The organism is Pantoea sp. X-Soil-ISGK-285 (assembly GCF_059730815.1).
Genome location: NZ_AP035938.1, coordinates 3,843,112 through 3,868,590, shown reverse-complemented (window position 1 = coordinate 3,868,590; position 25,479 = coordinate 3,843,112). Strand labels below are relative to the sequence as shown.

24 protein-coding genes are annotated in these 25,479 nt (G+C 56.2%); 15 read left to right on the top strand and 9 right to left on the bottom strand.

The features are described 5' to 3' along the window. Nucleotides 1–39 precede the first annotated feature (39 nt). On the top strand, nucleotides 40–543 hold the full coding sequence (locus AC6I8B_RS18295) for a TIGR00645 family protein (RefSeq protein ID WP_010253431.1): 504 nt from the start codon (nucleotides 40–42) through the stop codon (nucleotides 541–543). A gap of 34 nt (nucleotides 544–577) precedes the next feature. On the opposite strand, the gene AC6I8B_RS18290 is transcribed toward AC6I8B_RS18295, so the two are convergent. Beyond that, nucleotides 578–1,546, bottom strand: coding sequence for a LysR family transcriptional regulator (locus AC6I8B_RS18290; protein WP_010671498.1), 969 nt, complete (start codon nucleotides 1,544–1,546; stop codon nucleotides 578–580). Between the two features lie 93 nt (nucleotides 1,547–1,639). Here AC6I8B_RS18290 and AC6I8B_RS18285 point away from each other — a divergent pair, with 93 nt between their 5' ends. The 5 genes from AC6I8B_RS18285 (at nucleotide 1,640) to AC6I8B_RS18265 (ending at nucleotide 7,759) form a co-directional block, all read left to right on the top strand. Further along, the gene (locus AC6I8B_RS18285) at nucleotides 1,640–2,842 is read left to right on the top strand and encodes an MFS transporter (RefSeq protein ID WP_010253427.1); all 1,203 of its coding nucleotides are present in this window, start codon (nucleotides 1,640–1,642) and stop codon (nucleotides 2,840–2,842) included. 61 nt (nucleotides 2,843–2,903) lie between these two features. Further along, nucleotides 2,904–4,250, top strand: a complete 1,347-nt coding sequence (locus AC6I8B_RS18280) for a cation:proton antiporter (RefSeq protein WP_157353952.1) — start codon at nucleotides 2,904–2,906, stop codon at nucleotides 4,248–4,250. A 22-nt stretch (nucleotides 4,251–4,272) separates the two neighbouring features. Continuing rightward, nucleotides 4,273–4,617, top strand: coding sequence for a hypothetical protein (locus AC6I8B_RS18275; protein ID WP_010253423.1), 345 nt, complete (start codon nucleotides 4,273–4,275; stop codon nucleotides 4,615–4,617). A 742-nt stretch (nucleotides 4,618–5,359) separates the two neighbouring features. Next, entirely contained in the window at nucleotides 5,360–6,256 is an 897-nt protein-coding gene (locus AC6I8B_RS18270) for an alpha/beta hydrolase (protein ID WP_022623984.1), read from the top strand. A gap of 1,110 nt (nucleotides 6,257–7,366) precedes the next feature. Next, the gene (locus AC6I8B_RS18265) at nucleotides 7,367–7,759 is read left to right on the top strand and encodes a winged helix-turn-helix domain-containing protein (RefSeq protein ID WP_232526500.1); all 393 of its coding nucleotides are present in this window, start codon (nucleotides 7,367–7,369) and stop codon (nucleotides 7,757–7,759) included. A 284-nt stretch (nucleotides 7,760–8,043) separates the two neighbouring features. On the opposite strand, the gene gorA is transcribed toward AC6I8B_RS18265, so the two are convergent. Next, a complete protein-coding gene (gene gorA, locus AC6I8B_RS18260; protein ID WP_045139536.1) occupies nucleotides 8,044–9,396 on the bottom strand; it encodes a glutathione-disulfide reductase in 1,353 nt (450 codons plus the stop codon). A gap of 128 nt (nucleotides 9,397–9,524) precedes the next feature. Here gorA and rnz point away from each other — a divergent pair, with 128 nt between their 5' ends. After that, nucleotides 9,525–10,436 (top strand): ribonuclease Z, encoded by a 912-nt coding sequence (gene rnz, locus AC6I8B_RS18255; protein ID WP_157353949.1) that lies wholly within the window; start codon nucleotides 9,525–9,527, stop codon nucleotides 10,434–10,436. Here the strand turns inward: rnz and AC6I8B_RS18250 are convergent. Both AC6I8B_RS18250 and AC6I8B_RS18245 read right to left on the bottom strand, forming a co-directional pair. Then, nucleotides 10,433–11,251, bottom strand: a complete 819-nt coding sequence (locus AC6I8B_RS18250) for a CPBP family intramembrane glutamic endopeptidase (RefSeq protein WP_157354009.1) — start codon at nucleotides 11,249–11,251, stop codon at nucleotides 10,433–10,435. The genes rnz and AC6I8B_RS18250 overlap by 4 nt on opposite strands. A 60-nt stretch (nucleotides 11,252–11,311) precedes the next feature. Next, the gene (locus AC6I8B_RS18245) at nucleotides 11,312–12,154 is read right to left on the bottom strand and encodes a 23S rRNA (adenine(2030)-N(6))-methyltransferase RlmJ (RefSeq protein ID WP_008926315.1); all 843 of its coding nucleotides are present in this window, start codon (nucleotides 12,152–12,154) and stop codon (nucleotides 11,312–11,314) included. A 112-nt stretch (nucleotides 12,155–12,266) separates the two neighbouring features. Here AC6I8B_RS18245 and AC6I8B_RS18240 point away from each other — a divergent pair, with 112 nt between their 5' ends. The 3 genes from AC6I8B_RS18240 to rsmJ all read left to right on the top strand — a co-directional run bounded on the left by AC6I8B_RS18240 (nucleotide 12,267) and on the right by rsmJ (nucleotide 15,382). Further along, nucleotides 12,267–12,434, top strand: a complete 168-nt coding sequence (locus AC6I8B_RS18240; RefSeq protein WP_156311573.1) for a hypothetical protein — start codon at nucleotides 12,267–12,269, stop codon at nucleotides 12,432–12,434. A gap of 150 nt (nucleotides 12,435–12,584) precedes the next feature. Then, nucleotides 12,585–14,627 carry an oligopeptidase A gene (gene prlC / locus AC6I8B_RS18235; protein WP_157353946.1) on the top strand — a complete coding sequence of 681 codons (2,043 nt, stop codon included), beginning with the start codon at nucleotides 12,585–12,587 and terminating at the stop codon, nucleotides 14,625–14,627. A gap of 8 nt (nucleotides 14,628–14,635) precedes the next feature. Then, complete coding sequence (rsmJ, locus tag AC6I8B_RS18230) at nucleotides 14,636–15,382, top strand: 16S rRNA (guanine(1516)-N(2))-methyltransferase RsmJ (protein WP_010253398.1); 747 nt, start codon at nucleotides 14,636–14,638, stop codon at nucleotides 15,380–15,382. A 50-nt stretch (nucleotides 15,383–15,432) separates the two neighbouring features. Here rsmJ and uspA read toward each other — a convergent pair whose 3' ends face one another. Next, nucleotides 15,433–15,870 (bottom strand): universal stress protein UspA, encoded by a 438-nt coding sequence (uspA, locus tag AC6I8B_RS18225; RefSeq protein ID WP_003852123.1) that lies wholly within the window; start codon nucleotides 15,868–15,870, stop codon nucleotides 15,433–15,435. Nucleotides 15,871–16,286: 416 nt separating this feature from the next. Between uspA and uspB the strand changes: the two genes are divergently transcribed. Beyond that, the gene (uspB, locus tag AC6I8B_RS18220; RefSeq protein ID WP_010253393.1) at nucleotides 16,287–16,622 is read left to right on the top strand and encodes a universal stress protein UspB; all 336 of its coding nucleotides are present in this window, start codon (nucleotides 16,287–16,289) and stop codon (nucleotides 16,620–16,622) included. 37 nt (nucleotides 16,623–16,659) lie between these two features. Here uspB and pitA read toward each other — a convergent pair whose 3' ends face one another. Continuing rightward, nucleotides 16,660–18,162, bottom strand: coding sequence for an inorganic phosphate transporter PitA (pitA, locus tag AC6I8B_RS18215; protein ID WP_010253391.1), 1,503 nt, complete (start codon nucleotides 18,160–18,162; stop codon nucleotides 16,660–16,662). A 243-nt stretch (nucleotides 18,163–18,405) separates the two neighbouring features. Here pitA and AC6I8B_RS18210 point away from each other — a divergent pair, with 243 nt between their 5' ends. Further along, entirely contained in the window at nucleotides 18,406–19,590 is a 1,185-nt protein-coding gene (locus AC6I8B_RS18210; protein WP_010671506.1) for a BaiN/RdsA family NAD(P)/FAD-dependent oxidoreductase, read from the top strand. A 5-nt stretch (nucleotides 19,591–19,595) separates the two neighbouring features. Here the strand turns inward: AC6I8B_RS18210 and AC6I8B_RS18205 are convergent, their stop codons facing one another. Continuing rightward, nucleotides 19,596–20,582, bottom strand: a complete 987-nt coding sequence (locus AC6I8B_RS18205) for an aldo/keto reductase (protein ID WP_157353941.1) — start codon at nucleotides 20,580–20,582, stop codon at nucleotides 19,596–19,598. A gap of 292 nt (nucleotides 20,583–20,874) precedes the next feature. Between AC6I8B_RS18205 and AC6I8B_RS18200 the strand changes: the two genes are divergently transcribed. Both AC6I8B_RS18200 and AC6I8B_RS18195 read left to right on the top strand, forming a co-directional pair. After that, a complete protein-coding gene (locus AC6I8B_RS18200) occupies nucleotides 20,875–21,072 on the top strand; it encodes a hypothetical protein (protein WP_010253388.1) in 198 nt (65 codons plus the stop codon). A 1-nt stretch (nucleotide 21,073) separates the two neighbouring features. Continuing rightward, entirely contained in the window at nucleotides 21,074–21,901 is an 828-nt protein-coding gene (locus AC6I8B_RS18195) for a hypothetical protein (protein WP_497817536.1), read from the top strand. A 58-nt stretch (nucleotides 21,902–21,959) separates the two neighbouring features. Here AC6I8B_RS18195 and AC6I8B_RS18190 read toward each other — a convergent pair whose 3' ends face one another. Continuing rightward, nucleotides 21,960–22,979 (bottom strand): LacI family DNA-binding transcriptional regulator, encoded by a 1,020-nt coding sequence (locus AC6I8B_RS18190; protein ID WP_033773085.1) that lies wholly within the window; start codon nucleotides 22,977–22,979, stop codon nucleotides 21,960–21,962. A gap of 228 nt (nucleotides 22,980–23,207) precedes the next feature. On the opposite strand from AC6I8B_RS18190, the gene AC6I8B_RS18185 reads away from it, so the two are divergent. Next, nucleotides 23,208–23,885: an SDR family oxidoreductase gene (locus tag AC6I8B_RS18185; RefSeq protein WP_157353939.1), complete on the top strand. Its 678-nt coding sequence runs from the start codon at nucleotides 23,208–23,210 to the stop codon at nucleotides 23,883–23,885. Between the two features lie 15 nt (nucleotides 23,886–23,900). On the opposite strand, the gene AC6I8B_RS18180 is transcribed toward AC6I8B_RS18185, so the two are convergent. Then, nucleotides 23,901–25,289, bottom strand: coding sequence for a sugar porter family MFS transporter (locus AC6I8B_RS18180; protein ID WP_010253379.1), 1,389 nt, complete (start codon nucleotides 25,287–25,289; stop codon nucleotides 23,901–23,903). Between the last annotated feature and the right edge of the window lie 190 nt (nucleotides 25,290–25,479).

The window sequence follows — 25,479 nt, the reverse complement described above, 5'->3', positions numbered from 1 at the left end:
GTTATACTCCCGGACCTGTTTGATTATTCGTGGGATTGTATGGAACGTTTTACCGAAAACCTGATGTATGCATCGCGCTGGTTGCTGGCCCCGGTTTACATTGGACTTTCGCTGGGATTGCTGGCGCTGACCATTAAATTTTTCCAGGAAATTTTCCACCTGCTGCCCAACATTTTCAGCATTGCGGAAAACGATCTGATCCTGCTGCTGCTGTCGCTGGTGGATATGACGCTGGTTGGCGGCCTGCTGGTGATGGTGATGTTGTCAGGTTATGAGAACTTCATCTCTAAGCTCGATATCGACGAAGATAAAGAGAAGCTGAGCTGGCTGGGCAAGATGGACTCCGGCTCGCTGAAAAACAAAGTCGCCGCCTCCATTGTCGCCATCTCCTCGATTCACCTGCTGCGGGTGTTTATGGAAGCGCGCAACGTCGAAAACGACAAGCTGATGTGGTACGTGATTATCCACCTGACCTTTGTGCTCTCCGCCTTTGTGATGGGCTGGCTGGATCAGATGTCGCGCAGCGATAAAAAACCGAAGTAACCTCTCTGGCGGCCCGCTGAGGCGGGCGCCTGCTTTACCCTTTCCGCTCTGCTCCCCCTGAACGACCCGCTGGCTGTGAGGCCGGACGCGTGCCCGCCAGCTGCGGCATCACCTCTTTGATCATGGCAAAAAAGTGTTGCAGCCTGGCCGGGTAGTAACTCGCCCAGGGATAGGTCAGCCACACCGGCAGCGGCGGTGCCTGCCACGCGGGCATCAGCTGAACCAGGCTGCCATCCGCCAGATCTTCCTGCACTGCCCATGAGGAGACGATCGCGGCTCCCATCCCAGCCAGTGCCGCTTTGCGCACCGCATATAAACTGTCGCTGCTCAGCCGGGGCGTAATCGCCAGGTTTACCGGCTGGCCGTCGTCAATCTTCTGCAACACCACTTCGTTACGGTAAAAACTGGTCAGTGCCAGCCACGGCAGGTCGCGCAGCTGTTCAACCCGCTCTATCGGCGGCTGCTGCGCCAGCAGGTGCGGGGCGGCCACCACAATACGTGGCACTTCTGCCAGCAGTATCGCCACCACCGAAGGATCGGTTGGCGCACCGACCTGAATGGCGCAGTCCACATTCTCTGCCATAAAGTCGGGCGTGCGGTCATTCAGCATCCACTCAATATTGAGCCGGGGGTAGCGGTGCAGATAGTCCACCAGCGGGGCGATCAGCTGATCCTGACCAAAGGCGTGTGGGGCGCGAACCCGCAGCGTACCGACCGGGTCATCGCTGGCCCCGGTCAGCTCATCTTCCAGCGCATGCCAGGTCGCCAGCAGCTGCCGCGCCTGGGCGTAGCAGCGCTCGCCATCATCGGTAAGCTTCAGCGCATGGGTGGTGCGCAGGATAAGCTTGAGGCCCAGCCGCTGCTCCAGGCTCTGCAGTCGGCGGCTGACGGTGGGTTGTGTCGTGCCGAGCTGCGCGGCGGCGGCGGATAAGCTGCCGCTCTCCACAATACGGATAAAAGTCTGCATCAGATCGATGCGATCGCTGCTGTTAGGATTGTTCATACGCACCATGTATAACGGTTTTGCCTGATGTCAGTCTACCGCGTATAACCGCAATGCGCTTTAATGGCAGGACGAAATGATGAGGATTACAGCATGTCAGCCATACAGACCCAGACTCAAAATGAACCGCTCTCTGCGCCGCTGGTGTTTACCCTGGCCGCCGGTGCCGGACTCAGCGTCGCGTCGATTTACTACAGCCAGCCGATGCTGGATATCATCAGCAAGCAGTTTAACGCTGGCATCGGCGCGGTCGGCATGGTGCCGATGCTGACCCAGGCCGGCTATGCGCTGGGCATCCTGCTGCTGGCTCCGCTGGGCGATCGTCATGACCGGCGCACCATTATCTTTATCAAAGGCTTAATGCTGGTGGCGGCGCTGCTGCTGTGTGGTTTTTCCGGTGGACTCAGCGCGTTGCTGATTGCCAGTTTTATCACCGGCCTGACCGCCACCGTGGCGCAGGATATTGTGCCCGCTTCGGCGGCGCTGGCGCCGGAACGCAGCCGGGGTAAAACAGTCGGCACGGTGATGACCGGGCTGCTGGTGGGCATCCTGCTGTCGCGGGTGGTCAGCGGGGTGGTGGCAGAGTATTTCGGCTGGCGCACCATGTATATGATTGCCGCGCTGGCGGTGCTGCTGATTACGCTCACGCTGTGGCGGGTACTGCCGCGTTTCGCGCCAGGCACCTCGGTGAGCTATCCGCGCCTGTTGCTGTCGCTGGTTCACCTGTGGCGTCACCATCAGACGCTGCGTCGTGCCGCACTGGCTCAGGGGCTGTTGTCAGTGGGCTTTAGCGCCTTCTGGTCGACTCTGGCGTTAATGCTCAGCGACCGCTTTCATCTGGACAGTGCCGTGGCCGGGGCATTTGGTTTAGCCGGTGCGGCGGGTGCCATGGCGGCACCGCTGGCGGGCAGTTTTGCTGACCGCATCGGTCCGGCAAGGGTCACGCAGGCTGGCGCCGCGCTGGTGACAATCTCCTTTGCGCTGATGTTTCTGCTGCCGCTGCTGCCAATGCCAGCCCAGCTGGCGCTGATTGTCCTCTGCACCATCGGCTTCGATTTAGGGGTGCAGGCCACCCTGGTGGCGCATCAGACGCTGGTCTATGGCCTGGCGCCGGAAGCACGCAGTCGCCTGAATGCGCTGCTGTTTACCGTGGTGTTTATCGGTATGGCCACCGGTGCGGCGCTGGGAAGTCTGGCGCTGGCACACTGGGGCTGGAATGGCGTGGTTGCGCTCTCGACCTTAGCCGGTGCAGCCGCGCTGGCGGTCCGCTTCGCCAGTCGACACCTGAAAAACTGACACCTCGCCCGTCAAAAAATGTGCCAGGCTTATTCATAAACCCGAAATAATCTGGAGTGTTATGAACTTTTTAGCCTGGACAGCAGCGACGGGCGGCCTTCTGCTGCTGATGTCGCTGGCTTCCGGTTGGATTCACCGGGGGCCAGTCACCTCATTTGGTCTGTTCCTTATCGCGGGCATGCTGTGCGGCCCGTGGGGATTTGATGTTATCCACATCGATATTGTTACCCATTCCGAAGCCGTGGCGCACATCACTGAAATCACCATGGCTGCCTCGTTGTTCATCACCGGCCTCAAGCTGCGTCAGCCGCTGCAAAATAACTGCTGGCACACCGGGCTGAAACTGGCTTTTCCCGCCATGCTGCTGACCGTGGCCGCGATGACCCTGCTGTCGCACTTCCTGGTGGGATTAGACTGGCCGATTGCACTGGCGTTTGGTGCCATTGTCGCGCCAACCGATCCGGTGCTGGCGAGCTTAATCTCGGTCAACGATGCGCAGGATGATGACTCGCTGCGCGTGGCAATCTCCAGCGAAGCGGGTATGAATGATGGTTCCGCGCTGCCGTTGCTGATGCTGGCGCTGCTGCTGTTTAATGGCGAAAGCCTGAGCGTGGCGATGCTGGGGCACTGGGGTGCGGTCGAGGTGCTCTGGGCAATTGGCGGCGGTCTGATCATCGGTTTCGTGCTGGGGCAGTTGATTGGCCTGCTGGCGACCCGACTACGCAATGCCAATGGCGATGTGGCGCCCAATGATTTCCTGGCGCTGGCGCTGATTGCGCTGAGTTATTCACTGGTGGAGTGGCTGGGTGCCTCCGGCTTCCTGGCTGCCTTCGCCGCCGGGCTGGGATTACGCCGTGCTGAGATGGGCGTATTCCGTCGCCATCAGCCGGACGATCTCTCTGACGACGAGCGCGTGCTGCCCTCTGAAGCACTGGTGAACCCTAACAAACGCCTGGCGCATCAGGGCGACAACAATATGGTGAAGTCGATAGGGTTTGTAGTAGGCGACGCCCTCTCTTTTGGCGATACTATTGAACGTTTACTGGCGGCTGGCATGATGGTGGTGCTGGGCGTGACGCTGGCGCAACACTGGAACATCTACGGCGTGCTGATCGGCCTGGTGCTGTTTGTGGTGGTGCGGCCATTGGCCGTCTGGCTGGTGACGCTGCGCGCCGGACTGCCGCTGGGGCAGCGTCTGCTGATTGGCTGGCTGGGCATCCGCGGGATTGGCAGTCTGAACTACATCGCCTATGCCTGGACGCACGGCATGCAAGGCCCGCAGATGGAAATTATGACCAATATGGCGTTAACGCTGGTGGTCTGCAGCGTGGTGGTCCACGGCACCACCGTGTCGCCGCTGCTGAACTGGCGTCAGAAACGCCTTGAAGCCCTTCAGCGTAAGGTTTAACCCGAACTAACAGGAGTTAAGAATGAAAGTAACTCAGATAGTGCTGCTGAGCATCCTCGCCACCGGCAGCGCGCTGGCGGCGGACGAGGCTGACACTGAGCAGAATGTTTATGCCAGTCAGCTGTGCCACATTGTCAGCGGCGAGAAAAAGGTGGCCAGTGCGGATCAGTATGTCGAACAGATGAAATCGACCGTGGCGCGCAGTCAGTCGTCGTCGGCGATGAATCAGCCCGAATTTGATGAAGAGTCCGCGCGTGAAGTGGCCAGTGCCTGGCTGCAGCTGGGTGATGATGAGCGTGCCAAACTGCGCGTTAACGAACAGCAGTGTGAGCAGGCCGTGATGGCGCAGTTCCAGCAGGAAGATTAACCGCATCGGATTAAATAAAAACGCGCCTGCCGGGCTAATGCCAGCCAGTTAAGCGACAGGTGATAACGCAGTCTGGTGCCGCTCAGGGGCTGGCGGTCCTCGCGCCGCTGCGCGGTTCCTTCACTTCATTCGCCTGCCTGACGGACCGCCGGGGATGGCACATCCTGTGCCGCCCCGCCTTTCGCCCGCGTCCTGCGGGCTCTCCTGGCAGACTCATTCTGTTCAGCGCTGCGGATTGCCTGCTCCTGATCGCCACCGGCCTGCTCTGAAACTTCAGTGTGCATTGTTAAAAAGGGCACGAGAGTGGAGGCCTGAGCGCCTCTGCTGCTGAAAGGGTTATCCGCAGCGCTGAGGCGTGACGGTGGGCCAGAAGTCCACGCCGGGAAGCGTGGACAGTTCGGGGCCGGCCAGGGAGGGCCGATCCCCGAACGGTTCGTCGGCACGACGTCAAAGCCGAAGGTACCGCGTGAGCGGCGCGAGGACGGCCCGGCAGCAGCAGAGGTGCTCTGGCCCGCACTGCGGCTCGCTCGCCCGGAAAAAGCTGCCACGTTTGACCGTGACAGCCTTTACAAATCTAATCTTAACTGATCAGCATTACGCCTGGCGGGCGCGTTTTTTTATGGCTTTTCAGGGGCCATTGCGTACATAATCGCCAGCCATGGCACCCGACTTGCATCTGTTGATTCTACTGCAGCCTGCCGCAACGGTTTGCTCACTCTTCTGGTATCACATAACAGGCATTATGATTACGCGTCGACGCTTTATTCTCGGCACGGGAGCGCTCGGGCTCTCCATGACCACCGGCAAAATATTTGCCCGCGATGACATTATTCCCCTCTGGCCGGACGATCCGCCCGGCGGCGGCGGCCCATCGGGCCAGTTGCATATTAACAGCACCGGTTCCTGGTCAAATATCGTCAGCCCGGCGATTCAGCGCTTTAAACCGGAAAATCCCAATGGCGAAGCGGTATTAATTGCAGCGGGTGGCGGTTATCGCTGGATCGGCATGGGACGCGAAGCCTGGCCGGTCGCGCGCTGGCTCAATGCCAATGGCTATACCGCCTATGTGCTCAGCTACCGGCTGCCGCATGAGAAGTGGCAGGCGGGGCGGCTGGCACCGCTGCAGGATGCGCAACGCGCCATCCGGCTGGTGCGATCCTTTGAGCGCAAGGTACATGTGCTGGGCTTCTCAGCGGGTGGGCATCTGCTGGGGCTGGCGGCGGCGCGTCCGGACTTTGAATCCTATCCGGCCATCGATCCGCTGGATGAAGTGGTGCCCAAAGTCGACAGCGTGGGTCTGATCTATCCGGTTATCACTCTGGAAGCGCCTTATCAGCACACCAATACCCATCTGATGATGGTCGGCAAAAATGCCACGCCGCAGGATGAGGCGAACTGGTCAGTGCAGAACTACGTAACCCGGCAATATCCGCCGACGTTTCTGGCGCAGGCCGAGGACGATCACACCTCAAATCCGTTTAACACCGAGCTGATGCGCGACACCTGTCGCCGTAATCGTGTGCCGGTTGAGCTGATTCAGATCAGCAAAGGCGGGCATGGCTTTGGCCTTGGCAAGGCGGGCACGCCAGCGGCGCTATGGGATCAGGCTTATGTTCGCTGGCTGGATCGCGTGAGCTGAGTTGCACTGGCGCGGTGCACGACTGCACCGGGGGATCCGTTCTCACCCTGCCTGGCGCAAGGTCACCAGATCGAAGGTGACCCTTTGTCCCGGTCCCGGTTAATGCTGCGCCCTCTGCCATCTTAAATCTCCCAATCCAGAGCCAGACCCAGCCCCTCAATATTGATATCAGTGGACTATGCTGTCAGGTCAGGGCGCATTAATAACTCATTCTTATTTATCACGTTAACGAGGGGGAACGGAGCTAAGGGGCACTCACGCTTATTTCTGACTCTATATACAATAAGATGACAATCTCTTGCCGTTAGTAGGGTACAAAATAGCTAAATAAGGACGCTTTAATAATTATCTTAATAAACAAACGGATCTGATTAATTCCCGGGCAAAGAACATTCCTATCTCATATCTTTTGCTTCTGTTTTTCCGCCATTACTTTGCTTTTTCCACCGATATATTGCCAGTTGATACAGATCAAAAATTGGCCAGAAATATCAGGTCTTATGGATTATAAAAAAACTAATGAAAGCGTTGAAGCGGGCGTGTTCGGATGACGCAATCGTCTTTCAATCCAAAGCGATTCTTCTTTTAAGCTTTATTTTGGCTGATTCTGCTACAGATGGCCGTGATAAAACCCGTAAGTTTTGAACTAAAATAAAAATCCCACTTTATTGTCTTCGTTAACGTTAGATGATTTCATAACGGCTACGCATAAGATGAGGCAAATCAGACAGCAATCCATCCTGGTCAGTTTATCGGTGGTTTCTGATTTAACTAAGAAATATTTAAGTTTTCTTGCCGGCGATAATAAGCAACAACATCTTATTGCACTCTGTCGGATGAGTATTAAGGTCAGTCTGCTTCTCCGCCAGAACAGACTTATTTATTATTACTTTTTATTAACGATGTGGCGAGGTGGATAGCCAGGATTTTAACACACAACAAAGGGTTATATGCATGACGATCATCGAGGCATCGCTATTACAGACCAGGAACAATGGAAAGGCGTGGCCAGGGCTGATTAAAAAGTGATGTACAAATAATGAAGGGATGTTTTTTAAATACCTGAATAAAAGTTATTATCTTGTTTTCATCATTGTTCTGGAGAACATCATGCTACCGGGTAATGAAGTAAATTTTATTGGCTATCTTATTGAAGAGAACGTGGTTTATTTACACAAGACAAAGCGACTAATTTGTCTGAATGGGTATGGTGAAGATATCATCCTGAGAAAAACCATGTCGCACGTATTAGAGTATCTTTTTGAAAATGCCACTATTGATGTTGTCACGGATTCGGAACTGATGGAGAACGTCTGGGATAAACATGGACTGAGTTCTTCTACGCAGCGGGTCTGGCAGGTTATGTCTAATTTAAAGTCGAAGCTCTTTTTTCTGGGTTTAAGTGATGATGTGATCCTGAGAGTTTCGAAGAAAGGCTATCTCCTCAAAAGCGACAGCGTGGAGAGGTTATTTAGCAGTCGTATCACTTCAGGCATTCATTAAGCACAGCGATAAATTCACTAACGGTAATCCTGTGGAAATGGACGCCGGGCCTGTGAATATAATCGGTAGTCATTAAATAATTTCATATATAAATGGATTTAATTACTGTCGGTTCGGTTTTTTCGCTGTTAATCAGCCTGGCTCTTGCTGGGTGTTGAAAATATGAAGAGAAACGCAGGTTTTACATTTCGCGTCAGCGGGCGCATTAATTTTCGTTGAGCGCAGTTGCAGGAAAAAACTGGCCCTGATGACCAGTTTTTCGCAATAGTATTCTGTTCGGGGAATTAACGCATCGTCACGAACTCTTCGGAGGCGGTCGGATGGATCGCCACGGTGTTATCGAAGTCCTTTTTAGTGGCACCCATTTTCAGCGCCACAGCGAAGCCCTGCAGCATCTCATCCATGCCGAATCCGATACCGTGAATGCCGACAATCTTCTCATCTGCACCCACACAGACCAGCTTCATGCGACACGGCTGACGATGCTGGGTTACCGCAGTGTACATGGCGGTAAATGACGATTTATAAACCTTCACCTGGTCGTCGCCATACTGTTCCCGTGCCTGCGGTTCGGTCAGTCCCACGGTACCAATCGGCGGATGACTGAACACCACCGTCGGAATATTGCTGTAATCCAGATGCTCGTCCGGTTTGTTGTTAAACAGACGCTCAGAGAGACGACGGCCCGCCGCGACCGCAACCGGCGTCAGCTCAACCGCACCGGTGTTGTCGCCCACGGCGTAGATGCCTGACACATTGGTGTTCTGGAATTTATCGACTTTGATGTAGCCTTTGTCGTCCAGCGCGACGCCAGCGGCGTCAATATTCAGGGTATCGTTGGCGGGCTCGCGGCCAATCGCCCAGACCAGGCAATCCACGGTATATTCGCTGCCGTTTTCCAGCTGCAGCGTCAGGCTACCATCGCCGTTTTTAATCACAGCTTTTGGAATAGATTCGGTGTGCAACGCCGGGCCTTCGCTGTTCATCACTTCGACCAGCGTTTCGGTAAGCAGCGGATCGAAGCTGCGCAGCGGCGCGTGTTTACGGACGAACAGATGCGTTTCTGAACCCAGTGCGTTAACTACGCCAGCCAGCTCAACCGCGATGTAGCCTGCGCCGATGACGGCTGTGCGTTTTGGCAGCGCGTCCAGCTCAAAGAAACCATCGGAATCAATGCCGTACTCTGCACCCGGAATAGAAGGGTGGACCGGACGACCGCCGGTAGCGATCAGAATATGGTTAGCCGTGATAATCTCGCCGTTGACTTCAACGCTGTGCGCATCGACAAAGCGGGCAAAGCCTTTGATCACTTCGACTTTGTTTTTACCCAGCACGTTGTCATAGGAGTTGTGGATGCGATCAATGTAGGCGCTGCGGTTTTTCACCAGTGTGGCCCAGTCGAAGCGATTCACGGTGGTGTCGAAGCCATAATCCGGTCCGTAGAGATGGATCGCTTCGGCGATTTGCGCGGCATGCCACATGATTTTCTTCGGCACGCAGCCCACGTTCACGCAGGTGCCGCCCAGCTCTTTCGCTTCAATCAGGGCACATTTCTGGCCATACATAGCCGCACGGTTAATTGAGGCGATGCCGCCACTGCCGCCGCCAATGGCGAGATAGTCGAAATGTCGGGTCATTGAAGTATCCATCCGGTTGCATAAAAAATTGGGGTTGAGTGTAACGCTGCGGGTCGAAATGACGCAAAGTTTGCGCCTATGATTGTAATAGGGTTCTGTTTTTTCACTCGCTTACAGGGAAGCATACCATGCACCTTACTTTTCTCGGCACCGGCGGCGGTGCTCCCAGCCTGCAACGTAACGTCACGTCTATTGCTTTTACCCGCGCGCTGAGTGGTGAAACCTGGCTGTTCGACTGCGGGGAAGGCACACAATTACAGTTTATGCGCTCCAGCCTCAAACCGGGCAAGCTGGATAAGATTTTTATCACCCATCTGCATGGCGATCATATTTTCGGGCTGCCGGGATTACTCACCAGCCGGTCAATGGCCGGGCTGACCACACCGATGACGGTCTATGGCCCCAGGGGATTAAAAACCTTTGTTGAGACGGCGCTGTCGATCAGCGGCTCCTACACCGACTACCCGCTGACCATTGTTGAGATTGAGGCGGGCTGGACGCTGGACGACGGTGAGTTTCGTATCAGCGCCTGGCCGCTGAGCCATCCGGTGGAGTGTTTTGGCTATCGCATTGAACAGCATGACAAACCCGGCCTGCTGGATGCCGCCCGGCTGAAAGCGGAAGGGGTGCCACGCGGCCCGTGGTTTCAGCAGCTGAAGCAGGGTGAATGCGTGACGCTGGAAGATGGGCGGGTAATCAACGGTGCTGACTATCTTGGCCCCGCGACACCCGGCAAAACGCTGGCCATCTTTGGCGATACGGCACCTACTGAGGTCGCGCTGCAACTGGCGGCCAATGTTGATGTGATGGTGCATGAAACCACGCTGGAGGCCGCGATGGTGGAAAAAGCCAACGGGCGCGGGCACTCCACCACAATGCAGGCCGCCGAAGTGGCAAAACGCGCCGGAGCAAAACGGCTGATCGCCACCCATTTCAGTTCACGCTATCTGGCAAAAGACATGAACCGCCTGCTGGCGGAGTGCCAGACGATTTTTCCCTGCACCGAGCTGGCCTGGGATCTGGCGGTTTTTAACCTCTAATGATGCAGTGCGGGATAAGTGAAAAACAGCAGATGGGTCAGGTTAAGGCCAAAATGCAGGGCGGTCGCCAGCCATAAGCGGCCGCTCCAGTGCCACGCCAGCCCATATAACAGCCCGGCCAGGGTGGCGAAGATCACCAGCAACAGGCCGCCGCTCAGATGCACCAGACCAAACAGCAGCGCGCTCAGTAACAGCGCCGGGATGCCGCCCACTACCTGCTTTAATCGCTGCTGCAGATAGCCACGAAACAGGGCCTCTTCCGCCAGCGAAACAAAGAACAGGTTGGCGAGCATAAATGGGCCCAGCCAGTCCGGCGTATGTTGCTCAAACGCTAATCCGCCCAATAATACCGCGCAGTACAGCAGCAGCGGAATGGCGGCGATCAGTGCCAGTGCGGCGGGTAGTCGATAGCGTGGTGGCGTGGCAGGCGCGCGAAACAGCGTCGGCAGGCAGGCCAGCAGTACAAAAGGAATAAGCGCTTTATCGAAGTTAAACCCGAAGCTGAAAGGCACGCTGTGCGGTCCGGCCTGCACATCCTCTGCCTTAAGGGGATTATTAAAGCCTGGAAAAAGATGGAGGAGCAACCCGATGGCGATCAGCACCAGCAGCGCTTCGGTCACTATTTGTCGTCGATGATGGTCACGGTCATAAATACGGAATGCCACCACAGCGGCGGTGCCGGTAAACAGCAGGAGCACCGGCCACGCTAACACGTCCTGATAAAAACCCAGCAGTGTGGCGAGCGCCAGTAATAATAATGCCAGCCGTCGGGCCGGTTGCAGCGCGGCCAGCGCGCCAGCCAGTATGATCCACATGGTAAAGACCTGGTACAACGCCGCAGCACCGGTAGTGAGCGGCGTAGAAGACAAAGAGAGTTATTCGGGTACGATCTGGTTAACCGCGTAGTGGCCGGTACCCGTCGGAACCAGTTTCTGGTGCAGCCACGGCAGCAGGGTATTCATCTGCTGGGCCAGCTTCCACGGCGGGTTAATCACGATCATGCCGGAGGCGGTCATGCCGCGCTGATCGCTGTCCGGACGGGCCGCCAGTTCGATCTGCAGAATATTGCGAATGCCGGTCGCTTCCAGGTCGCGCAGCATATGTTTGATCTGCTGGCGTAAAACCACCGGATACCACAACGCAAAGACGCCGGTGCCAAAACGTTTATGGCCTTCCTGAATCCCTTTCACCACTGCCTGGTAGTCGCTTTTCATCTCATACGGCGGATCGATCAGCACCAGACCGCGACGTGACGGCGGTGGCAGTTTCGATTTTAACTGCTGATAACCGTCGGCACGATCGACGCGGGCACGGTTGTCTTTGCTGAATTCGTTACGCAGCAGCGGATAGTCGCTGGAGTGCAACTCAGTGAGTTGCAGTTTGTCATCTTCACGCAGCAGATGGCGGGCAATCAGCGGCGAACCGGGATAATAACGCAACGTCCCGCTACGGTTCAGCGCACGAATCGCATCAAAATAGGGTTGCAGCAATTCCGGCGCATCGGGCTGCTGCCAGATACGTGAGATGCCTTCCAGATATTCACCGGTACGCTCGGCGTGCTCGCCGCTAAGCTGATAGCGGCCTGCTCCCGCATGGGTATCCAGGTAGAAAAACGGTTTCTCTTTCTCTTTCAGCGCCGTGATGATCAGGCTCAGAACGGTGTGCTTCAGCACGTCGGCGTGGTTGCCAGCATGGAAGCTATGGCGATAACTCAGCATTGTTTATCCTGTTGAATGTATAAGGTTTTAATTGATGGAAAATCAATTTATACCAATTATTACCTCACGTATTACCCACAGAACGACGCACAGCAACCGACGCAGGAAAAGCATGAGAATCCGCGATTATATCAGGGATGACCTGTTGATGGGCCAGAAGCGTGATAACAAATCGGGATTACCGCGAGCCGCTCAGGGCGGGGCGTGTGGTTCCCGGCACGCAGTCACGGAAAGCGACCGCAAATCCTCCCCGACGCGCCAGCCAGCATTACGTGCATGAGATAAAAGCGTGCATCTTCCGTGCTGCTATTCGCGCGTTTCTTCCCCACCTCATCCTGGCTGCCATTGATTTTCGCTACACTAAGCCGCATGTTACTTAGATTGCGTTGCGCGACCCGCTGCGCCCCATACATCTATAAAGGACTGCGCTATGACCAATCCGCTACTGACATCTTTTACGCTACCCCCTTTTTCTGCCATTAAGCCTGAACATGTGGTGCCTGCCGTGACGGAAGTGCTGAGCCACTGTCGCGCAGAAGTCGAAAAAGTCGTGGCGCAGGGTGCGCCGTATACCTGGGATAATCTGGTTCAGCCGCTGGCGGAAACTGACGATCGCCTGAGCCGTATCTTCTCACCGGTCAGCCACCTTAATGCGGTGAAAAACAGCCCGGAGCTGCGTGAAGCCTATGAGCAGACGCTGCCGCTGCTCTCTGAATACAGCACCTGGGTTGGTCAGCATGAAGGGCTCTATCAGGCGTATCGCAACCTGAAAGAGGGCGATCAGTACGCTGCACTGGATCTGGCGCAGAAGAAAGCGGTCGATAATGCCCTGCGTGATTTCGAACTCTCCGGCATCGGCCTGCCAAAAGATAAACAGCAGCGCTACGGCGAAATCGCCGCGCGCCTCTCTGAGCTGGGCTCGGCTTACAGCAACAACGTGCTCGATGCCACCATGGGCTGGAGCAAGCTGATTACCGATGAAAGCGAGCTGGCCGGTATGCCGGAGAGCGCGATGGCGGCGGCGAAAGCACAGGCTGAAGCCAAAGAGCAGGAAGGCTGGCTGCTGACGCTGGATATCCCAAGCTATCTGCCGGTCATGACCTACTGCGACAACGCTGCGCTGCGTGAAGAGATGTATCGCGCCTATGCGACGCGCGCCTCCGATCAGGGTCCGAACGCCGGTAAGTGGGATAACGGCCCAATCATGGCGGAAGAGCTGGCGCTGCGTCACGAGCTGGCACAGCTGCTGGGCTTCGACTCCTACGCCGATAAATCGCTGGCGACCAAAATGGCGCAAAGCCCGTCCCAGGTAATCGACTTCCTTAATGACCTTGCGGAACGCGCCCGTCCGCAGGGTGAAAAAGAGCTGGAGCAGCTGCGCGCCTTTGCCCGTAAAGAGCACGGCGTGACCGAGCTTAATCCGTGGGATCTCACCTATTACGGTGAAAAGCAGAAGCAGCATCTCTACACCATCAGCGATGAGCAACTGCGCCCTTACTTCCCGGAAGAGCGTGCGGTCGCCGGTCTGTTTGAAGTGGTGAAACGCATTTACGGCATCACGGCGAAGCAGCGTAACGACGTTGAGGTTTATCATCCTGACGTGAAGTTCTTCGATCTGTTCGATGAAACCGGCGAACTGCGCGGCAGCTTCTATCTCGATCTCTACGCCCGCGAACATAAACGTGGCGGTGCCTGGATGGATGACTGCGTCGGCCAGATGCGTAAAGCCGATGGCAGCCTGCAGAAGCCGGTTGCCTACCTGACCTGTAACTTTAACCGTCCGGTGAAAGGCAAACCTGCGCTGTTCACCCATGACGAAGTGATCACCCTGTTCCATGAGTTTGGTCACGGCCTGCATCACATGCTGACCCGTATCGAAGCGCCTGGCGTCTCCGGTATCAGCGGTGTGCCATGGGATGCAGTCGAACTGCCAAGCCAGTTCATGGAGAACTGGTGCTGGGAACCGGATGCGCTGGCCTTTATCTCGGGCCACTTTGAAACCGGCGAACCGCTGCCGAAAGAGCTGCTGGATAAAATGCTGGCGGCGAAGAACTATCAGGCTGCGCTGTTTATCCTGCGTCAGCTGGAGTTCGGCCTGTTCGATTTCCGCCTGCACACCGAGTTTAATCCGGAGAAAGGTGCACAGATTCTGGAAACCCTGCGCGAAGTGAAAAGCCGCGTGGCCGTGGTTCCGGGTCCGGAATGGGGCCGTTTCCCGCATGCCTTCAGCCACATCTTTGCCGGTGGCTATGCGGCGGGTTACTACAGCTATCTGTGGGCAGACGTGCTGGCGGCGGATGCTTACTCCCGCTTCGAGGAAGAGGGCATCTTCAACCGTGAAACCGGTCAGTCCTTCCTGGATAACATCCTGACCCGTGGCGGTTCTGAAGAGCCGATGGAACTGTTCAAACGCTTCCGTGGCCGTGAACCGAAGCTCGATGCGATGCTGGAACATTACGGCATTCAGGGATAAGTCGGTTCGTGAAAATCTGTTTGCTCGATGAATCAGGCGCCGGAGACGGCGCCTTATCACGTTTAGCGCAGCGCTGGCAGCTGGAGCACGATGAAGACGCACTGCTGGCGCTGGTGCAGACCCCGACGCACCTTGAATTGCGCAAGCGTGATGAGCCAAAGCTGGGCGGCATTTTTGTTGATTTCGTCACTGGCGCGATGGCCCATCGCCGTCGCTTCGGCGGTGGACGCGGCGAAGCCGTCGCCAAAGCGGTCGGCATCAAAGGCGGTTATCTGCCGGATGTGGTCGATGCCACCGCCGGGCTGGGACGAGATGCGTTTGTACTGGCGGCGCTGGGCTGCCGGGTGCGAATGCTGGAGCGTCATCCGGTTGTCGCTGCGCTGCTGGAAGATGGATTGCAGCGCGGGTATCAGGATGCGGAAATTGGCCCCTGGCTGCGCGATCGGCTGACGCTGATTCATGCGGCCAGCGCGCAGGCGCTGGGGGATATCACGCCGCCGCCGGATGTGGTCTATCTCGATCCGATGTATCCCCATCGCCAGAAAAGTGCGCTGGTGAAAAAGGAGATGCGGGTGTTTCAGTCGCTGGTGGGGCCGGATGAAGATGCTGACGCATTACTGGAACCCGCTCGTCGGCTGGCGAAGAAACGCATCGTGGTTAAACGGCCAGACTATGCACCGCCGCTGGCGGGTATTGTGACGCAGGCGGCCGTGGTAACCAAAAGCCATCGCTTTGATATTTACCCACCGCTTTAAAGCATAAAAAAGCCGGCTCTGCGCCGGCTTTAATCATTTATACGGCGAAATTACGCCTCGTCTTCATCGCGCAGCGGCACAATCAGCATGTCGATATGCACGGTGTTGATCAGCTGACGGGCTGAGGACATCAGCTTGCTCCAGAAATCCTGATGATGACCACATACTACAAGGTCAACGTCATATTTTTTGATCGCGTCAACCAGTACCTGGCCGAGGTCGCCACTGCCGCTCAGCGTCTCACTGATCGGGTAGCCCGCCGCATCTGACAACCCTTTCAGCGCCGCATGCGTCTCTTCAGAGATACGCTTCTGCATATCCCCTAAGTTGACATCAATCAGGCCGGTGTAGAGGTCGGAGTAATTGACATCAACGTGAATCAGGGAAATTCTGGCATCGTACGGACGAGCCAGCGAGACGGCCTTATCCACCAGCAACTGGCTTTCGGGAGAAAGGTCTACTGCAATCAGGATATGTTTATAAGCCATGATAAAACTCCTTTCACGAGGTTAAGGATGGCATCCGGTGTTCCTGCCGCGTCACAGCTTAGCGAAATCCCTTGCGCGAGCGGGCGATGAGCGCCACCAAAGTGTCTACCTGCATTGCAGGTGATGATGTTGTTATGTCCTCAGTATAGCCTTCTCCCACTGTAAATGCTGCCGTTGCCGCCTGGCTTATGAATAAGATCAAGGCTATGCCAGATTTACTCGCGCTGAACGAAAATCATCGTTGGAAAAAATGTAAAGATTTCTCCTACACTGAAAAAAGGCGGTCCGATTCGCAACCGCTCAGGGGGTCGAAAAACTTTCGCAGTCCGGTGATTCAGTGGCTGGTTATTTCTGCAGGTGGACTCAGTGTCTGACGCTGGGCCTGTTGCTGCGATTCCAGCCGGGAGGGGGAGAATATGATCAGCACTATTGCGCTTTTTTGGGCGCTTTGCGTGGTGTGTATCGTGAATATGGCGCGCTATTTTTCATCCCTGCGCGCTCTGCTGGCGGTCTTACGCGGTTGTGATCCGCTGCTGTATCAGTATGTCGATGGGGCGGGTTTTTTCACCTCTCATGGCCAGCCGAGCAAGCAGGTGCGGCTGGTCACTTATATCTGGGCAAAGCGCTATCTCGATCATCATGACGATGAGTTTATTCGGCGCTGCGAGCGGGTGCGGGGGCAGTTTATGCTGACCAGTGCGCTGTGCGGACTGGTGGTCATCAGTCTGGTGGCGCTGGCGATCTGGCATTAAAAAAGGGCGACTTGCGTCGCCCTTTTTTTTGCTGGCATCACACCAGTTTTAAGGCAATCCAGTAGAGCGAACCTGACAGCAGAATACAGACCGGCAGGGTGAAGATCCACGCCATGGCGATGTTCTTGATGGTCCGGCTCTGTAGCCCGCCACCGTCGACCAGCATGGTACCGGCAACCGATGAAGAGAGGATATGCGTGGTGGAGACGGGCATGCCGGTATAGCTGGCGACACCAATCGACAGCGCTGCTGTCACCTGTGCTGACATTCCTTGCGCATAGGTCATGCCTTTTTTACCAATCTTCTCACCAATGGTGGTGGCAACACGACGCCAGCCAATCATGGTGCCGATGCCCAGCGCCAGCGCGACGGCCACAATAATCCAGATAGGCGCATACTCGATGGTGCCAAGCAGGTCGCTTTTCAGCTTATTGAGGAAGCGTTTGTCATCTGGCGAGGTTTCCTGCAGACGAGCCGCTTTATCGGCGGTATCGGAGATACACAGCAGCAGACGACGCATCTGACCGCGCTGATCAACCGTCAGCTGATCGTAGCTCTGCAGGTTATTCAGCAACACCTGCGCACCCTGTACCGCCTGTAATGCGCGCGCGCTGTCACAATGGAACTCCTGCGGGCTGGTTGCTGGTACTTCTTCCGGCGTGGGCAGCTTAGGCGGTGCCATCTGGATGATGTGGGTCAGCGAGGCGTTATGCTGCTGATAATACTGCTCCAGGTGATTGACTGCATCGCGGGTTCGCGTGATGTCGTAACCGGAGGCATTCATATTTACCACGAAACCAGCAGGTGCCACGCCAATCAGAACCAGCATGATCAGGCCGATCCCTTTCTGACCGTCATTCGCACCGTGGGAGTAACTCACGCCAATTGCCGAAACAATCAGGGCGATACGGGTCCAGAACGGCGGCTTTTTCTTGCCGTCGATCTTCTCACGGTCAGCAGGCGTCATATGAATACGCGCACGCTTTTTGGTATTGCTCCAGTAGCGACGCAGTATAAAGATTAAGCCGCCCGCCATCACCAGGCCGACAATCGGCGACAGGATCAGAGAAAGGAAGATGTTCAGCACTTTCGGGATGTTGAGCGCATCAACCACCGAGGTTCCGCTCATCAGGGCGTTGGTCAGACCGATACCGATAATGGCGCCGATCAGCGTATGGGAGCTGGAGGCTGGCAGACCGAGATACCAGGTGCCGAGGTTCCAGATAATCGCCGCCAGCAGCATAGAAAACACCATGGCGAGACCGTGAGCCGATCCAACGTTTAACAACAGATCGGTGGGAAGCATATGAACAATAGCGTAAGCGACACTCAATCCACCGAGCAGCACGCCAAGGAAGTTAAATACACCCGCCATGACCACAGCAAGCTGGGCACGCATGGCACGCGTATAGATGACCGTCGCAACTGCGTTGGCCGTGTCGTGGAAACCGTTGATCGCTTCGTAAAACAATACAAACAGCAGGGCAAGAACCAATAACAGGCTAGTACTGAGGTCTAGACCAGCAAACAGATGTAGCATAAACGTTACGCCATTTTTGGAGGACATGAACGCGGCGCATTATCCGCGACAACGTGCTGTATGGGAAAGGAAAATATAGCGCTAATTTAACCTTTCGATGTAAGGCGTAAGGGTAACTCAGAGAAAAAGGGTTAGATATTAGACAGATACAATATGACACATTTGCGGCATTTTTTTGACGCTGGCGTCTCAGTGAGCAGATCACTACAATCTGCGCCTTTCCAGTTAAGTGAGCGAGTCGTAGTGGAACAGTTTGACGTTATCATCATTGGTGCCGGTGCCGCAGGGCTGTTCTGCGCCGCCCAGGCCGGGCAGCGGGGACGCCGCGTGTTACTGCTGGATAACGGCAAAAAGCCGGGACGTAAAATTCTGATGTCTGGCGGTGGCCGCTGCAACTTCACCAATCTCTACACCGAACCGGCGGCGTATCTGTCGCACAATCCTCATTTCTGTAAATCGGCGCTGGCGCGTTATACCCAGTGGGATTTTATCGATCTGGTTAATCGCCACGGCATCGCCTGGCATGAGAAAACCCTGGGCCAGCTCTTCTGCGACGACTCCGCCCAGCAGATTGTCGATCTGCTGCTGGCCGAATGTGACAAGGGCAATGTCACCCTGCGGCTGCGCAGTGAAGTGCTCAGCGTGGCGCGCGATGAAAGCGGCTATACTCTGCAACTTAACGGCAGCACGGTTCAGGCGGAGAAGCTGGTCATCGCCAGCGGCGGTCTGTCGATGCCAGGCCTGGGCGCCACGCCGTTTGGCTATAAAATAGCGGAGCAGTTCGGGCTGAGCGTCTTTCCGACGCGGGCGGCGCTGGTGCCCTTTACCCTGCACAAGCCGCTGCTGGAGCAGTTGCAGACGCTGTCAGGCGTCGCGCTGGAGACCACTATCGATGCGCAGGATGGCACCCGCTTCAAAGAGGCGATGCTGTTTACCCACCGCGGCCTCTCCGGCCCGGCGGTGTTACAAATCTCCAGCTACTGGCTACCCGGAGAATTCGTCACCATCGATCTGTCGCCTGCCACGCCGCTTGAGGCGTTTCTGACGGCGCAGCGTGAAGCACACCCGAATCTCAGCCTGAAGAACAGCCTGGCGAAAATCCTGCCGAAGCGTCTGGTGGAAGTATTACAGGCGCTGAAGGTGGTGCCGGATATCACCCTGAAGCAGCTCAACAGCAAACAGCAAACCGAGCTGGCGCAGACGCTGCACGCCTGGCGCATTCAGCCAAACGGCACCGAGGGATATCGAACTGCTGAAGTGACGCTGGGCGGTGTGGATACCACACAGCTCTCCTCGAAAACGATGGAGGCGCGCGCGGTACCGGGACTTTACTTTATTGGTGAAGTGGCTGATGTCACCGGCTGGCTGGGCGGCTATAACTTCCAGTGGGCGTGGAGTTCCGCCTGGGCCTGCGCCCAGGCGTTGTAAGGCGCTTACCAGCGCTGATGCACATGAGGCGCGATCTTCTCCTGATAGATCTGCTTCAGCGCCGCCATGGTATCTGCAGAGAGCGCATCGACATCGCTGGCGCGGGCATTGGCTTCAGCCTGTTCGCGGTTTTTCGCGCCAGGGATCACCACGCTGACATCTTCGTTCATCAGGATCCAGCGCAGGGCAAACATCGCCATGGTGGTGTCGCCAGTGACAAAGCGGCGAATCTCTTCAACCGCCTCCAGCGCCACCTCATAAGGCACGCCGGAAAAGGTCTCGCCCTTATCGAACGCTTCGCCATTACGGTTAAAGGCGCGGTGATCGTCAGCGGCAAATACGCTGTCGGCACGCATTTTGCCGGTCAGCAGGCCCGACGCCAGCGGTACACGGGCGATGATCGCCACATCACGGCGTTTCGCTTCACGCAGCAGCAGTTCAGCCGGACGCTGGCGGAAAATGTTGTAGATCAGCTGAATTGACGAGACGTTTGGAAACTCCAGCGCCTTCAGACCTTCTTCAACTTTCTCAACGGAGACACCGTAGTGACGGATTTTTCCGGCAGCGACCATCTCATCCATCACCGCAAAGACGTCCGGGTTGTAGTAGACCTCGGTCGGCGGGCAATGCAGCTGCACTAAATCCAGCGTGTCGGTTTGCAGGTTCTCGCGTGAACGGTCAATAAAGGCGTTGAGGTTTTCAGCATTGTAACCTTCAGCCACATGTGGCGAGAGGCGACGCCCCAGCTTGGTGGCGACAAACGGACGTTCACCGCCGCGCTGATTCAGCACCTCTGCGATGATTTTTTCGGAACGGCCATCGCCATAGACATCGGCGGTATCAATAAAGGTAATGCCCGCATCCAGCGCAGCATTCAGCGCGGCTTTGGCATCCTCCATGCTCACTTCCCCCCAGGTTCCGCCAATGGCCCATGCGCCAAAGCCAATTTCGGAGACGCGCTGACCGGTACGGCCCAGTGTTCGTAGTTTCATGCAAACATTCCTCGATGCGTTTCAGACAGGGTGACAGAAAGCGGCTAACCAATGAGCTTAGCGCTTCCTGGCAGAGAGGCGATGTGACGTCGTTGCAGACCTGCACGGTAAAAATACGATGCTGCTACGCCATGCTGCTGGTTACGTTGAAGATTTCAGCGGAAAACGGCATGGGCAAGGTGACTACCGCTTCGCTAATTAATTGATTTTAAGAAATTTCACCCGAAATTAAACAGGCGAGAGTGTGGATTCGGTCACATACTTCAATTTTAAGGCCAACAAGTGGATCGCTATGTTTAAATTTGTTAAGTCGGTCTTTGCCAGTCCGGATAAGTTTCTGCAGATCATGACCCGTCAGGATATCAACGACTCGATCGCTGAAGGTGAGCGCATCATTATTGATGAAAACGGCAATATCTCGGTCAACACGCTGAGCGAGGAAGTCCATGAAGATTTTGCCCGCCACGTGAATACGTTAAAGGGAGTGTGAGGTGGGTACCGCAATATTTATGGTGTTGATGGTCAGTGGTTACTGGTACACCAGCCGTGATTTGAACAGCCGCTTTAAAATCCGTCGTTCGTCGGGCTGGGATGTCTATTTCCTGGTCGCGCTTTACGGTTGTATTTTCGTCCTGCAGGGTGTGTTTGCGACCGGTATCATCTGGCTGGTGCTGCTCTGTATCTCCGGCATCGCCAACGCCGTCCAGATGATCCCCGGCGTCCACCTGAAGTGGCAGGTGGAGTTTATGAACTGGAGTTTCCTGGGCATCCAGGCTCCCGTGGTGATCATGCTCACCTTTGCCATTCTTCTCTGCCTTTACCGCTCAAACTGGGCAGGCAGTGCACGACTGAACGTCTCCGGTCGTAAAGACCTCTATCAGCAGCTGTCACGCTCTAATGGTGTGGAGCAACTGTTATTTCAGTGCATGGAAGAGGGCGAACTGGCGTGGATTACAATGAAGTCGCGCCGCATTTACATCGGCATGATTCATGCTTCGACTTTTGAATATGAGAGCACCAAAAATATCGTGCTGATCCCGATGCTGAGCGGATATCGCGACAGCAAGACGCTGAAGCTGGCGGTGGAACATAACTACAGCAAGTGGTACGCCGAGCACGACATCACGCTCGACTCGAAACCCAAAGATGCGATGTCGTTCCGTAAAGTGATCATGGTTGACCAGATTGAGAGTCTGTCGCTGTTCGACCCGGCCAGTGCGGCTGCGCTTTCGATGGGACATCCGCAGGAAGTGGAGAAGAGCCAGGGTAATGGCGATGCGGACAGCCCGGACGATAAAAGCCGGGATGCCGCGGGTTAATCGAGCCCGATCTGTTTCCCTTAATGACAGCGCTTCATCAGGGGAAACAGATTCCACCTCACACCATATTTTCCGCCGTAAACAGCCGAAAGGCCACTTTGCCCGCCTGATAGACATCCGGCTGATAGCCGGTTTCGAGATGACTCAGCATCAGATCAATCGCTAAACGGGCATGCTGCTGAGCATGCTGATCCAGGGTAAAAGCCACTTCATCGTTCAGCAGTAGCTGGCGGGTGACATCATAAAGCTCATGGGTGATGTAGGTGCATTTACCCAGCAACTGGTGGGCGCGCAGGGTGTCGCTGACATCACTATTCCCCATCCCGGTGTTATAGACCCCTGCAATCGCCTGCGACGGACGCAGATGGCGAGCCAGTTCACTGCGAATGGTTTCCCGCTGATCCTGACCCGACAGCACTTCACGCAGATGACGCTGCGGCGCGCGCTGCTCCATGGCCTCACGAAATCCCGCGATGCGCTGACGATGGGCGCGGTAATCAAAACGGCCACTGACCATCATAATGTCGCCGGGCTGATTCACTGTCTTACTCATCAGCAGTCCGGCTGTGCGTCCCGCCTGATACTGGTCGATACCAACATGACACAAGCGGTCGGCATCGGGCAGATCGGTGACGATGGTGATCACCGGCACATTGCGGCTGCGGCACAGCGCCAGTGCCCGATAGATGGGCGGCGAGTCATGCGCAAAAACAATGATGCCGTCGCGGGTGCTGCTGCGGGCGATAATGCTTTGCGCCAGCTGCTCAGGCTGCGCTTCGGCCACCAGGGTTTTGTGTAGTTTCAGGCGGCGATAGCCAAGCTGACTGGCGACCTCGCTGAAATGGGTGGTGAGCTGTTGAAAAAAGGATGAGCCGTTATTGCTGAGGAACACCTCAATCTGCCACGGATGCTGGTACTCCTCTGGCAGCAGACGCTTCAGCCCCACTTCGCGTGCGGCTTTCAGGACTTTACGGCTGGTCTCCAGGGAGACGCCGCCGCGCTCATTCAGCACCCGATCGACCGTCGCAATCCCGACGCCTGCCATTTTTGCCACCACCTCTAAGGTGAGCTTTTTCATTCAGACTCCATGCGAAAATGGCAAATTGACTGCTGCCTGCCAGACTGTTTATCTCTTCTAACCGGTTAAAAGTAAAAGATAAAGCGATTTAATGATGGAAAACCATCAACAGCGCTACGCCGTGGGGTTTTACCTGCAGTGCGGTCGTCTGGCTAAAAAGCACAACTGGCCGCTGCCTGGGCCGATTTACCGTTAAGCTTGTGACGAGACAATCAACGAGGAATGAATATGGCTCAGCAAAAAGATGTTCTGATTATTGGTGCTTCACGCGGTATCGGTCTGGCGGTGGCGCAGGCCTTTGCCGATGAGGGCTGGCAGGTCACGGCCACGCATCGCAGTGGCATCCCGGAGCAGGGTAACCGGCCAGACATTCACTGGCATTCGCTGGATATGACCCACTCATCAGCGGTTCAACAGTTTGCCAGCCAGCTCAGTGGCAAGTCGTTCGATGCGATTCTGATTAACGCCGGGATTTCCGGGCCTGCGCACCAGAAGGTGTCGCAGAGTGACGATCAGGTGCTGGCGCAACTGTTCCTGACCAATGCGATAGCCCCGGTTCGCAGCGCAGAGATCCTGTTGCCGCTGCTGAAACAGGAAGGCGTGCTGGCGCTGACCTCATCTCAGCTCGGCAGCCTGAATGAAAATCCGGAGGCGCAGATGCCGATTTACTCGGCAAGCAAAGCCGCACTGAATATGCTGAGCCGCACGCTGACTCCGGCAGTGGAAGCGCAGAGCGGGACGCTGCTGACGCTGCATCCCGGCTGGGTGAAAACGGATATGGGCGGCGAGAGTGCGCCCCTGACGGCAGAAGAGAGTGCCGCCGGTATCGTCCAGCAGCTGATCCAGTGGCGCGGTCGCGGTGGTCATCACTATGTCGATTACGCCGGCCAGCAACTGCAGTGGTAGGCTGAAGCGGGGCGGTTACGCCCCGATGTCACGCAGCGCTTTACCCTTCATCAGATTGCGTTCAATGTGCTCCAGCGTCACATGTTTGGTCTCCGGTACCAGCATCAGCGTCAGCACGATAAACACCAGGTTGAGCGCGCCGTAGAACCAGAAGGTGTTGGCATTACCCAGTTGATCCAGCATGGTCAGGAAGGTGGCGCCAACAATCATATTGCCGACCCAGTTAGTGGTGGTGGAGGCGGTAATGCCGAAATCACGCCCTTTCAGCGGCTGAATCTCTGAACAGAGCAGCCAGATCACCGGCCCGGCCGCCATCGCAAAGCCGACGATAAACATCAGCAGCATCGCGACAGCAAAGTATTTGCGGAAATCTGTCTCAACGCCGATGTGCAACAGCGTTCCCAGCACGCCCATGCCAACCGCCATCACCAGAAAACTGGTGGTGAGCATCGGCTTGCGACCCCAGCGATCGACAAAGAAGATCGCAATCAGCGTGGCCAGCATATTAACCAGCCCGACAATCACCGTGCCCCACATCTGCTCACTGGTGCTGGAGAAGCCGGCGATGTTGAAGATTTTAGGCGCGTAATACATCACCACATTCATGCCGGTAAACTGCTGCATAACCTGTAGCAGCATACCCAGCCACACCGCGCGGCGGAAATTGCCATTAGAACGGAACAGCGACCAGCCGCGCTGCTTCACCTGCAGGCTTTCCCGGATCTCTTCCAGTTCCTCCCGGGCCTGTTCGCTGCTGTTACGCAGCCGATCCAGCACCCGCTGCGCCTCGTTAAAGCGTCCGTGCGCCGCCAGCCAGCGCGGACTGTTGGGCAGAAACAGCACGCCGATAAACAGGATCACCGCCGGAATGGCGATCACGCCGAGCATCCCGCGCCAGTTACCGCTGTAGCTGAACGCGGTGTCGGAGAGATAGGCCACGACAATGCCAGTGGTCAGCATCAGCTGGTACATCGAAATCATTGAGCCACGAATACGTTCAGGCGCAATCTCCGCCAGATAGAGTGGCGCGGTGTAAGAGGCGATCCCCACCGCCAGACCCAGCATCACGCGGGCACAGACCAGCGACTCCACATCCGGTGAGAAGGCTGACCACAGCGAGCCAATGACAAACAGCGTCGCGCCCGCCAGCATACTTTTCTTGCGTCCCAGCTTTGATGACATCCAGCCCGCCGCTAGTGCGCCCAGCGCCGCGCCAAACATCATCGAACTCACTACCCACTCCTGCTGATGGTTAGTGATCTGCAAATCCTTCGCCAGAAACGGCAAGGCACCTGCAATGACGCCGATATCCAGACCAAACAGCAGGCCGGACAGCGCAGCCATAAAACAGACGAACCAGGTAAAGCGGTTCTGTTGATTTCCCGATTTTTTTGCCGCGACCATGCGAGTCTCCTTGCGGGGGGTCAGTGTCAAGATTGTTAATGTTATGTAAACATAGTCGATGCCAGTGTGGGGGCGATCACACTTCCGGCTATCACCGGTGCCACACAGCATTGCTGCGATAAGAAAGCATCAGAGATCAGCGGGTTGGTTCAGGAGAGGGAAACCGCGGCCGGGGCACGATTACGCAAAA

Bases quoted from the DNA above. Each gene is read 5' to 3' on its own strand.
- AC6I8B_RS18295 (WP_010253431.1), top strand. From the start codon at position 40: ATGGAACGTTTTACCGAAAACCTGATGTATGCATCGCGCTGGTTGCTG.
- AC6I8B_RS18290 (WP_010671498.1), bottom strand. From the start codon at position 1,546: ATGAACAATCCTAACAGCAGCGATCGCATCGATCTGATGCAGACTTTT.
- AC6I8B_RS18285 (WP_010253427.1), top strand. From the start codon at position 1,640: ATGTCAGCCATACAGACCCAGACTCAAAATGAACCGCTCTCTGCGCCG.
- AC6I8B_RS18280 (WP_157353952.1), top strand. From the start codon at position 2,904: ATGAACTTTTTAGCCTGGACAGCAGCGACGGGCGGCCTTCTGCTGCTG.
- AC6I8B_RS18275 (WP_010253423.1), top strand. From the start codon at position 4,273: ATGAAAGTAACTCAGATAGTGCTGCTGAGCATCCTCGCCACCGGCAGC.
- AC6I8B_RS18270 (WP_022623984.1), top strand. From the start codon at position 5,360: ATGATTACGCGTCGACGCTTTATTCTCGGCACGGGAGCGCTCGGGCTC.
- AC6I8B_RS18265 (WP_232526500.1), top strand. From the start codon at position 7,367: ATGCTACCGGGTAATGAAGTAAATTTTATTGGCTATCTTATTGAAGAG.
- gorA (WP_045139536.1), bottom strand. From the start codon at position 9,396: ATGACCCGACATTTCGACTATCTCGCCATTGGCGGCGGCAGTGGCGGC.
- rnz (WP_157353949.1), top strand. From the start codon at position 9,525: ATGCACCTTACTTTTCTCGGCACCGGCGGCGGTGCTCCCAGCCTGCAA.
- AC6I8B_RS18250 (WP_157354009.1), bottom strand. From the start codon at position 11,251: ATGTGGATCATACTGGCTGGCGCGCTGGCCGCGCTGCAACCGGCCCGA.
- AC6I8B_RS18245 (WP_008926315.1), bottom strand. From the start codon at position 12,154: ATGCTGAGTTATCGCCATAGCTTCCATGCTGGCAACCACGCCGACGTG.
- AC6I8B_RS18240 (WP_156311573.1), top strand. From the start codon at position 12,267: ATGAGAATCCGCGATTATATCAGGGATGACCTGTTGATGGGCCAGAAG.
- prlC (WP_157353946.1), top strand. From the start codon at position 12,585: ATGACCAATCCGCTACTGACATCTTTTACGCTACCCCCTTTTTCTGCC.
- uspA (WP_003852123.1), bottom strand. From the start codon at position 15,870: ATGGCTTATAAACATATCCTGATTGCAGTAGACCTTTCTCCCGAAAGC.
- uspB (WP_010253393.1), top strand. From the start codon at position 16,287: ATGATCAGCACTATTGCGCTTTTTTGGGCGCTTTGCGTGGTGTGTATC.
- pitA (WP_010253391.1), bottom strand. From the start codon at position 18,162: ATGCTACATCTGTTTGCTGGTCTAGACCTCAGTACTAGCCTGTTATTG.
- AC6I8B_RS18205 (WP_157353941.1), bottom strand. From the start codon at position 20,582: ATGAAACTACGAACACTGGGCCGTACCGGTCAGCGCGTCTCCGAAATT.
- AC6I8B_RS18200 (WP_010253388.1), top strand. From the start codon at position 20,875: ATGTTTAAATTTGTTAAGTCGGTCTTTGCCAGTCCGGATAAGTTTCTG.
- AC6I8B_RS18190 (WP_033773085.1), bottom strand. From the start codon at position 22,979: ATGAAAAAGCTCACCTTAGAGGTGGTGGCAAAAATGGCAGGCGTCGGG.
- AC6I8B_RS18185 (WP_157353939.1), top strand. From the start codon at position 23,208: ATGGCTCAGCAAAAAGATGTTCTGATTATTGGTGCTTCACGCGGTATC.
- AC6I8B_RS18180 (WP_010253379.1), bottom strand. From the start codon at position 25,289: ATGGTCGCGGCAAAAAAATCGGGAAATCAACAGAACCGCTTTACCTGG.